The following is a 1,866-nucleotide window of genomic DNA, read 5'->3' as shown; positions in this document are numbered from 1 at the left end:
CTGTGGGGGGGTCATCGGTCTGGGGGCGGGCAGAACCGGAAGGGTGTCGTGGTAGAAGACGGCGACCTCGAAGCTTTCTTCGATGTACCCGGTATCGTCCGGGGAAACGCATCCGGAACGCGATTGGTGGAGCGCCTTGGGAAGCGCTCGTATTCTTTCGGGTGGCACCATTACCTCCCGCCCCACCTTCCCCAGATTGAGCCACGGACTTGCTCCAGGACCATTGTCGGTGGAACGCCAGATCACGACCGGAACCCCGATCATGAGCGCCGACCAGACCGACATGTGGCATTCATCCAGATGGGAGGGAACGGAGAGGGCGACGATCCTGTCGTCCTGGAGCCTTTCGACCAGGGGTTCGCGGTAGGTCCGTCCGCCCCTGCGCCTCCTCTGCCCGGCCTCGTGCGCGGTGTCCAGGTGCAGGACCTCGCACGCGCTCGCGAGCCCCTCCCACCGGCGGGCGCAGGTACGCCGGGCCTGCGCGGTGTCGCCGCGCGCGGGGTCCACCAGCTCCTCCGCCCGGTAGACCACCTGGGCCCGCGCGCCGAGCCTGCGGTCGCCCTCACCGGCCTCCTGCCAGCGCTCGGCCTCCAGGCGGCGGAGCAGGTCCAGCCGTGCGACCAGCTCGACCCGCACGCCCTCGTGGTACCCCGTGCGGTGGTCCACCTCCAGCAGGGTGAGCAGGCCGCCGACGTGGGCGCCGATGCGCTCGGCCTCCATGTGCGGGGTGTGGCCGTGGCCGCAGAAGTCCGGGGCCCTGCCCCGTCTCTCGCTGAGCACCGTCCAGTACTCGACGTCGTAGCGGTCCCGGCTCCGGCCCTGGGTGACGTGCACGACGAGCCGGGCCGGCGCGCGCGTGCCGGGCGGCGCGGCCGCGCCCTCGCGCCGCCCGCCGCCCCAGAGCAGGAGCAGGTCGGCGCAGTCGCGCAGCGGGACGGCGCAGGGCAGCAGGGCGCAGAAGACCCGCAGCGGGAGTTCGACGCCCTCGGGCACGGTCATCTCGGCCAGGTCCACGAGCCGGTCCCAGGCCGTGTGCGGCGGCGCCTCGGCCGGGGCGAGCTGGTCGGTCCGGGCGGTCTCGAAGGCCTCGGCGACCAGGTCCGGGGAGTGCCCCGCCAGCTCCCGGCGGACGAGGGCGACGTCGGCGTCGGTGGTTCCCTCGGGCAGGAGGCGGTACAGCTGCTCCCACTCCTCGGCGTGGACCAGCGGCTCCGCGGCCCGGGCCGCCGCCAGCGAGCTGCGGCCGCGCTCCTCCAGGTAGAGGATCCAGCGCACGAGGCAGCCCAGGCGCACCTGCTCCCGGCACAGGCGTACCAGGTGGCGGGCGAACTCGACCGGTGAACCCTCCAGGCGCAGGTTGCGGCGGACCCGCGTCGGCAGCTGGTAGGCCAACTGCTCGCGCGCGTCCGGGAGGAGGACGCACCGGAGCGCGCAGAGGGCGTCGACCAGGTCCTCCACACCGCCGTCGGCCGGGAAAGGCCGTCCGGCGTCCTCCGGGAGGAGCCGTCCGCCCTCCGATGGCGGACGCCCTCCGATCGGGGCCTGGCCCCCCGCCGTGGCCGTCGTCTCGCTCACCCGGGCGGGCTCCCCAGGAGCGGGGCCGCGGCCTCGCGGACCCGGAGCATCCCCGCGCTCCCGTCCTCCCTCGCGTCGAGGAGGGCGAGCACCTCGTCGAGGATCCCGTACTCACCGTGGGCGAGGGCGACCAGCTGCGCGGCGAAGGAGAGCAGGTCCTGGTCGGCGCGGAGCCTGCGGCGCAGGCGGGGGTCGAGCGCGACGTACAGGTCCAGGCGCAGGTCGGGCAGGAGCAGCGTGCGCAGATCGGTCATCGCCCTGGCGGTACGCGTGAGCGCCTCCCGTTCGCCG

At 74.0% G+C, this 1,866-nt stretch carries 1 protein-coding gene and 1 pseudogene; both read right to left on the bottom strand.

The genetic code is table 11. The features are described 5' to 3' along the window. Positions 1-1,575, bottom strand: a 1,575-nt coding sequence (locus DQW06_RS25240) for a hypothetical protein (RefSeq protein ID WP_157983600.1), incomplete at its 3' end; no start/stop codon positions are given. After that, positions 1,572-1,866: pseudogene (locus DQW06_RS25235) on the bottom strand (serine protease); the annotation flags it as partial. The pseudogene DQW06_RS25235 and the gene DQW06_RS25240, both read right to left, overlap by 4 nt.

The organism is Nocardiopsis sp. TNDT3, assembly GCF_003427465.1.
GTDB lineage: Bacteria > Actinomycetota > Actinomycetes > Streptosporangiales > Streptosporangiaceae > Nocardiopsis > Nocardiopsis dassonvillei.
Note: the sequence above shows the minus strand (reverse complement) of the source record. Positions and strands in the feature narration are given on the sequence as shown.